The sequence below is a fragment of the Streptomyces sp. NPDC004658 genome, assembly GCF_040609555.1.
Classification (GTDB): domain Bacteria; phylum Actinomycetota; class Actinomycetes; order Streptomycetales; family Streptomycetaceae; genus Streptomyces.
Genome location: NZ_JBEXKG010000255.1, coordinates 1 through 7179, shown reverse-complemented (window position 1 = coordinate 7179; position 7179 = coordinate 1). Strand labels below are relative to the sequence as shown.

The following is a 7179-nucleotide window of genomic DNA, read 5'->3' as shown; positions in this document are numbered from 1 at the left end:
CGCCCGGACCACGGGCCGGCGCGGGGGTGGCCGTTCGCGGCGAACAGACCCCGGACCGCCGCCGGCGGGCGGGTGGGCAGGTACCCGGCTCGCCCAGGGTGCCGGGACCGAGGCAGGGAGCCGGCGTGGCGCGGATGATCTCACTTGTCTGGAAGAACTCCGCGCCGCGGCCCCGGCTCACGCCGCCCGGTACAGCTCGGTGAGCAGCTCCAGCACCGCCTGGACGGACGGGTGCGGATCGTCGCGCCACCAGGCCAGCCGTACGGCGACCGGCTCGGCGTCGCGCACCGGCCGGTAGACGATGCCGGGCCGCGGGTACTGGTGCGCGGTGGACTCGGCGGTCACCCCGATCCCGCGTCCGGCGGCGATGACGGTGAGCCAGTCGTCGACGTCGCGGGTCTCCTCGGTGGCCGGCCGGGAGTCCGCCGGCCACAGCTCGGGGGTGGCCGTGCCGGTACGGCGGTCCACCAGCAGGAGCCGGTCGGCGAGGTCGGCCAGCCGTACGGAGCGGCGCCGGGCGAGCGGATCGTCGGCGGCGAGCGCGCACAGCCTGCGCTCCAGCCCGACGAGGGCGGTGGCGAAGCGCCGGTCGTCGAGCGGTCTGCGGACGACGGCGAGGTCGCAGGCGCCCTCGGCGAGCCCGGCGGAGGGCGAGTTGACGCGGACCAGGTGCAGGTCGGTGTCGCGGTGGGCCGCGCTCCAGCGGCGCTGGAAGGCGACCGTGTGGCGGCCCAGCGCCGACCAGGCGTAGCCGACGCGCAGCCGGGAGTGCCCCGAGGCGGCCTCCCGGACCAGGGCGGCGACGTCGGCGAGGACGCGCCGGGCCTGGGCGACCACGCGCACGCCGGTGGCGGTGGGGGTCACCTCGCGGGAGGTGCGCCTGAGCAGCCGTACGCCCAGGGCGCGTTCGAGGGAGGCGACGGCACGGGAGACGGCGGCCTGGGAGACGCCCAGGGCGATCGCCGCGTCCGTGAACGTCCCCTCGTCCACGATGGCCACGAGACAGCGCAACTGGCGCAGATCGACGTCGTGCATACGTTCAGCGTATAGATCGACTCGGGGATGCATTTTGCGCAAGTGCGTCGCGGGCGCACGATCACGGGCATGCGACCAGCTCTCGAACACCCCACCGCGGCCGGGCCCTTGGTCTCGGCCACGCCCGCGCCCCGGCGGCTGGCCGGAGTCGCCGCCATGGCCGGCAGCGGGCTGTCCAACCAGACCGGCGCCGCCGTGGGCGCCCTCGCCTTCCCCGTCCTCGGTCCCCTCGGCGTGGTGGCGGTACGGCAGTACGTCGCCGCGCTCGTCCTGCTCGCCGTCGCCCGCCCCCGGCTGCGCGCGTTCACCTGGGGGCAGTGGTGGCCGGTGCTGCTGCTGGGCGGGGTGTTCGGCACGATGAACCTCAGCCTGTACAGCGCCGTCGACCGGATCGGCCTGGGCCTCGCCGTGACCCTGGAGTTCCTGGGGCCGCTCACGATCGCGCTCGCCGCGTCCCGCCGCCGGCTGGACGCCGGGTGCGCGGTGCTGGCCGGGGCCGGGGTCGTGGTCCTGCTGCGACCGCGGCCCTCCGCCGACTACACCGGGATGGCCCTCGGCCTGGTCGCCGCGTGCTGCTGGGCGTCGTACATCCTGCTCAACCGGGTCGTCGGGCGGCGCGTCCCCGGGGCGCAGGGCGCGGCGGCGGCCTCGGCCGTGTCCGCGCTGGCCTTCCTGCCCGTCGGCATCGCGGTCGTCCTCGGCCACCCGCCGACGGCCGGTGCCGTCCTGTGCGCCGTCGCCGCCGGGATCCTCTCCTCCGCCGTGCCGTACCTGACCGACCTGCTGACACTGCGCCGCGTACCGGCGCAGACGTTCGGCCTCTTCATGAGCGTCAACCCGGTCCTGGCGGCCCTGGTCGGCCGGGTGGTCCTCGACCAGGGCCTCGGCGCCGTGGAGTGGGCCGGGATCGGCGCGGTGGTGCTGGCGAACGCCTGGAGCCTCGCCACCCGGCGCTGACGCGGACCGGCACACCGACGCCCGCGCCCGATGCGGACACGGCTCCGGACCCGCCCCCTTGATCCCGGCCTTGCCCGGGCCAGGTGGTCGGGGCAGCCTGGTAGCTATGGGTGCTCAGGACGGTCCCACCCTGATCGGTTCCGTGCAGCGGGCCTTCCGGCTGCTGGAGGCGGTGAGCGCACACGAGAACGGCGCGCCGGCGAAGCAGCTCGCGCGCGAGACGCGGCTGCCCCTGGCCACCGCCTACCACCTGCTGCGCACCCTGGTGCACGACGGATACGTGCGGAAGCTGGACGACGGCGTGTTCGTCCTCGGCGACCGGCTGAACTCGCTGTACACGGCGGGCGGCACGCAGTCGCTGCTCAGCCGCGTACGCCCGGCCCTGGCCGCCCTGCGGGACGAGCTGTCCACGCCCGCCTACCTGACGTTCTACGAGGACGGCGAGATCAGGGTGGCCGAGATCGTCGATGGCCCCCGTACGCCCCGGGTGGACCTCTGGGTGGGGTTCGAGGACGCCGCACACGCCACCGCGCTCGGCAAGTCCGTGCTGCGGGAGCTGGACGCGGGGGCCCGCCGGGACTACCTGTCCAGACACCACCTCGCCGACCTCACGCCCCGCACGATCACCAGCCTCCCCGAGTTGCTCCGACGGATCGAGTCGCCCCCGATGGCACCGGCCGTGACGGATCTGGAGGAGTACGCGGTCGGCACGGTCTGCATCGCCGTACCCGTCTATCGCGGCACCACGCTCGGCTCGCTCGGGGTCTCCCTGCCGGCGGAGCGGCAGGACCGGCTCGCGGAGATCCGGTCCCGGCTGCTCCCGGTCGCGAACCGGGTGACCAGAGGCCTCTCGCTCACTATCTGAAAATCCGCTCCTTGTGGGCGCCCCCGCCCGGCCCGTTTGCTGGATGAAACGAACGACACGGGCGTGCACCCCCTACAGACGAGGACTGCGGACGAGACATGAGCCAGGCCCCCCACCACGGCGCTCCCCGCAGGCTGGAGCGGCTGTTCAGGAACCGGGTGGCCCGCATCTGTGGACCGGTCCACCGGCGCGCCTGGGGGCTGTCGGCATCAGTGGTGCACGGGCTGCCGGTGCTGTTCGCCGGGGTCGTCGTACTCGACGGCGTCACCGGAGGTACGGGGGCGACCTGGCTGCCGCTGCTGGCGGCCGCACCCGCCCTGGCCGCCACCATCCACGGCCCGCGCGGTGTGCTGTGCGCCGGTCTCCTCGCCGCGGCGACGGGCTCGGCGCTGGCATGGATGCACGGGGTTCCCGTGCGCGAACTGGCGGCCGTCCTGTGCGCCCTGCTGGCCGTCACCGCGGCGAGCGGCCTGGCCGTAGCGCTACGCGGCCGGCGGGAACGGGTCCTGGCGGCCGTACGCTCGGTCGCCGAGGCCGCCCAGCAGGCACTGCTCCAGCCCGTTCCCGAGACCGTGGGCCCCTTTCGGGTGGCCGTCCGGTACAGCGCCGCGGCGGCGGAGGCCCGGATCGGCGGGGACCTCTACGCGCTGGTGCCCACCCCGTACGGCGTCCGGCTGATCGTCGGCGACGTGCGCGGCAAGGGGCTGCCCGCCGTGGGGACCGCCGCACTGGTGCTGGGGGTGTTCCGCGAGGCGGCCCACGACGAGCCCGACCTGCTCGCCGTCGTCAGCCGGATCGAGCGGAGCCTGGCGCGCAACCTCGGCCCGGACGACTTCGTCACCGCGGTGGTCGCCGGCTTCCCCGCGTCGGGGCCCCTGGAGGTGGTGAACTGCGGACACGCCCCTCCCCTGCTGATATCGGCCGCCGGAGAGGTCGGGCCGGTGGAGCCCGCCCATCCCGCGCCGCCCCTCGGGCTGCGCGCCCTGTCGGGCGAGGCGCCCCGCCTCCAGCGGCTGCCCTTCACCGTGGGCGACCAGCTGCTGCTCTACACCGACGGCGTCACCGAGGCCCGCGATCACGCCCGCGCGTTCTATCCGCTGGCCGAGGGCGTGGCCCGCCATCTGTCCGATGAGCCGTCCCGCACGCTCACCGGGCTCCACGGGGAACTGCTGGCGCACGTGGGCGGCCGGCTGCACGACGACGCCGCCCTCCTCCTGCTGCGGAGGACGGCCGCGCAGGAGCCGGTCGACGCGCCCTGCGGACCGCAGGCCCCTCAGACCGCGGCGAGCTCCGCCCACCGGGTGACTCCGCCGCGATGGACGCGTATGCCGTGACGGGTCGCCAGGGCGTGCACGATCGCCTCGCCCCGGCCGTGCTCGTCCGGATCGATCCAGCCGAGCGGCTGCCCCGGCGGACGCGCGGGTCCGGCGTCGGTGACCTCCACGCGCAGCGTGCCGCCGCCGTCGCTCGCCTGCCAGGACAGCCGCAGCTCAGCCGGGGGCCGGGCGTGGATGATCGCGTTGGTGGCCAGCTCCGACACCACCAGGAGCGCGTCCTCGACGATCTCCGGAGACACACTCCAGTCGGCGAGGGCCGCCGCCGCATGCCGGCGCACGGCCGAGACGGCGCCGGGGACGGGCGGCACCGGACACACGCGTTCGTGTGCCGCCGCCCGTAGCAGCGTATTGAGCTGTGCCGCCATGTTCTCTCCCGATGGTGTGTGCCGGCCGGGCGCACGATGCGACGCCTTTCCGGACTTCCATGAAAGCTATGGAGACAAATCGTGCTGGTCAATGAATGGCGGTCGGCATTACCGAACGCGGGGGCCGGCGACCGGCGTACCGCCCGCACGGCGAAGCGCCCGCAGCGGTAATAGGCTCGCTTCATGGCCGGCCCAGTCCAGTCGATCGAACGGGCGGCGGCGATCCTGCGCCTGCTCGCCGGCGGGCCCCGCCGACTCGGGCTCGGCGAGGTGGCGGCGTCGCTCGGGCTGGCGAAGGGCACCGCCCACGGCATCCTGCGCACGCTCCAGCACGTGGACTTCGTGGAGCAGGACGCGACCACCGGGAAGTACCAGCTGGGAGCCGCGCTGCTGCACCTCGGCACCAGCTACCTGGACGTCAACGAACTGCGCTCGCGCTCCCTCAACTGGGCCGACGCCCTGGCCGCCCGCAGCGGGGAGGCGGTGCGCCTCGGGACGCCCCTGGAGGGCAGCGTCCTCATCGTCCATCACGTGTTCCGGCCGGACGACACCTTCCAGACCCTGGACGTGGGCGCGCTGCTGCCGCTGCACGCCTCCTCGCTCGGCAAGGTCCTGCTGGCCTTCGGCACCGCGACGGTCGAGTCGGTCCGGCCGCCGGGGCTGGAGTCGTACACCCGGCACACGCTGGTCGATCCCGAGCGGCTCGCCCGGGCGCTCACCGAGGTGAGGGAGCTGGGCTGGGCCGCCGAGATCCAGGAGATGAGCATGGGCGAGGCCGGGCTCGCGGCGCCGATCCGGGGGCACGGCGGGCTCGTCGTCGGCGCCATCGGGCTGTCCGGGCCCGTCGAGCGGATCTGCGACAGCCAGGGCCGGCCCCGCCCGCACCTGGTCAGCCTGATCCGGGAGGCCGCGCGGGCGATCTCCAGGGACCTCGGAGCCACCCGCTGGTAGGCCAGGACCGCCGCACCTCGATCCGTCGGAAGGCAGACCCGATCATGGCTGAACGGTACGTAATGTCCATCGATCAGGGCACCAACTCGACCCGCTGCATCCTGTTCGACCACCGTGGGCGCCTGGTCTCGGTCGCACAGAAGGAGCATCAGCAGCACTTCCCGAAGCCCGGATGGGTCGAGCACGACGCCGTCGAGATCTGGCAGAACCTGCGGCGCGTGGTGCCCGAGGCCCTGTCGGACGCCGGCGTGGACCCGAAGCAGATCGCGGCGATCGGCCTGGCCAACCAGCGCGAGACGACGGTGCTCTGGGACCGGCGGACCGGCGCGCCGCTCGGCCGGGCGATCGTCTGGCAGGACACGCGCACGGCGCCGCTCGTCGACGCCCTCGGGGAGGACCCCGGGGAGGCGTTCTTCCTCGACCGGTGCGGTCTGCCGCCGTCCACCTACTTCTCCGCCCTGCGCATCCGGTGGCTGTTCGACCACGTGAAGGGGATCGAACAACGCGCCCGGGACGGCGAGGTGCTGTTCGGCACGATCGAGAGCTGGCTGATCTGGAACCTCACCGGCGGCACCGAGGGCGGTCTGCACCTCACCGACCCCACCAACGCCAGCCGCACGATGCTGATGAACATCCGCAAACTCGCCTGGGACGACGAGTTGCTGGACTTCTTCGGGGTGCCCCGCTCGATGCTGCCCGAGATCAGGTCGTCCGCCGAGCCGTACGGCGAGGCCCGCTCGCTGCTGCCGGGCGTCTCCATCACGGCCGCGCTCGGCGACCAGCAGGCCGCCCTGTTCGGCCAGACCTGCTTCTCCCCGGGCGAGGCCAAGTGCACCTACGGAACGGGCAGCTTCCTGCTGCTGAACACCGGGACCGACCTGGTGCGGTCCCGGCACGGGCTCCTCACGACGGTCGCCTACAAGATCGGGGACCAGCAGCCGGCCTACGCCCTGGAAGGGTCGATCGCCGTCACCGGCGCGCTCGTCCAGTGGTTCCGTGACCGGCTGGGGCTGATCAGCAGCGCGCCGGAGATCGAGACCCTCGCCCGGACGGTGGAGGACAACGGCGGCTGCTACATCGTCCCCGCGTTCTCGGGCCTGTTCGCGCCGCGCTGGCGCAGCGACGCGCGCGGGGTCATCGTCGGGCTCACCTCGTACATCACCAAGGGACACCTGGCGCGGGCCGTCCTGGAGGCCACCGGATGGCAGACCCGGGAGGTCGTCGACGCCATGAACGCCGACTCCTCGGTCCCCCTCCAGCAGCTCAAGGTGGACGGGGGCATGACCTCGGACAACCTGCTCATGCAGTTCGTGGCCGACGTGCTCGACGTGCCGGTGGTACGGCCCCTGGTCGCCGAGACGGTCTCCCTCGGCGCCGCCTACGCGGCCGGGCTCGCCGCCGGCTACTGGTCCGACCTGGAGGTGCTGCGCCGCAACTGGCACAAGGCCGGCCAGTGGCTGCCCGCCATGGACCCCGAGCGGCGGGAGGCGGAGTACGACGACTGGCAGCGGGCCGTCGAACGCTCCCTGGGGTGGGTCAGACCACCGCGGTCCACCTGACGCGGGCGGTGGCTCGTGGCAGCCGCCGGGTTCAGCCGCCCGCGGGCCGGCGGGCGGTGCCCACGGGGGTCCGGGCGACAGCGGCGCACCGGCTCGCCCCGCCCGGACAC

At 74.1% G+C, this 7179-nt stretch carries 7 protein-coding genes; 5 read left to right on the top strand and 2 right to left on the bottom strand.

Annotated elements, in window-relative coordinates:
- Positions 1-177 precede the first annotated feature (177 nt).
- Positions 178-1035: a LysR family transcriptional regulator gene (locus tag ABZV94_RS39020; RefSeq protein ID WP_356349405.1), complete on the bottom strand. Its 858-nt coding sequence runs from the start codon at positions 1033-1035 to the stop codon at positions 178-180.
- Positions 1036-1191: 156 nt separating this feature from the next.
- Between ABZV94_RS39020 and ABZV94_RS39015 the strand changes: the two genes are divergently transcribed.
- The 3 genes from ABZV94_RS39015 to ABZV94_RS39005 all read left to right on the top strand — a co-directional run bounded on the left by ABZV94_RS39015 (position 1192) and on the right by ABZV94_RS39005 (position 4191).
- Positions 1192-1992, top strand: a complete 801-nt coding sequence (locus ABZV94_RS39015) for an EamA family transporter (protein WP_356349407.1) — start codon at positions 1192-1194, stop codon at positions 1990-1992.
- A 106-nt stretch (positions 1993-2098) separates the two neighbouring features.
- Positions 2099-2857 carry an IclR family transcriptional regulator C-terminal domain-containing protein gene (locus tag ABZV94_RS39010; RefSeq protein WP_356349403.1) on the top strand — a complete coding sequence of 253 codons (759 nt, stop codon included), beginning with the start codon at positions 2099-2101 and terminating at the stop codon, positions 2855-2857.
- 98 nt (positions 2858-2955) lie between these two features.
- Positions 2956-4191, top strand: a complete 1236-nt coding sequence (locus ABZV94_RS39005) for a PP2C family protein-serine/threonine phosphatase (RefSeq protein ID WP_356349401.1) — start codon at positions 2956-2958, stop codon at positions 4189-4191.
- Here the strand turns inward: ABZV94_RS39005 and ABZV94_RS39000 are convergent.
- Positions 4131-4559 carry an ATP-binding protein gene (locus ABZV94_RS39000; RefSeq protein ID WP_356349399.1) on the bottom strand — a complete coding sequence of 143 codons (429 nt, stop codon included), beginning with the start codon at positions 4557-4559 and terminating at the stop codon, positions 4131-4133. The two genes, ABZV94_RS39005 and ABZV94_RS39000, sit on opposite strands and share 61 nt — an antisense overlap.
- Before the next feature lie 183 nt (positions 4560-4742).
- On the opposite strand from ABZV94_RS39000, the gene ABZV94_RS38995 reads away from it, so the two are divergent.
- Positions 4743-5510 carry an IclR family transcriptional regulator gene (locus ABZV94_RS38995; RefSeq protein ID WP_356349397.1) on the top strand — a complete coding sequence of 256 codons (768 nt, stop codon included), beginning with the start codon at positions 4743-4745 and terminating at the stop codon, positions 5508-5510.
- A gap of 44 nt (positions 5511-5554) precedes the next feature.
- A complete protein-coding gene (gene glpK, locus ABZV94_RS38990; RefSeq protein WP_356349395.1) occupies positions 5555-7069 on the top strand; it encodes a glycerol kinase GlpK in 1515 nt (504 codons plus the stop codon).
- The last annotated feature ends 110 nt before the right edge of the window (positions 7070-7179 follow it).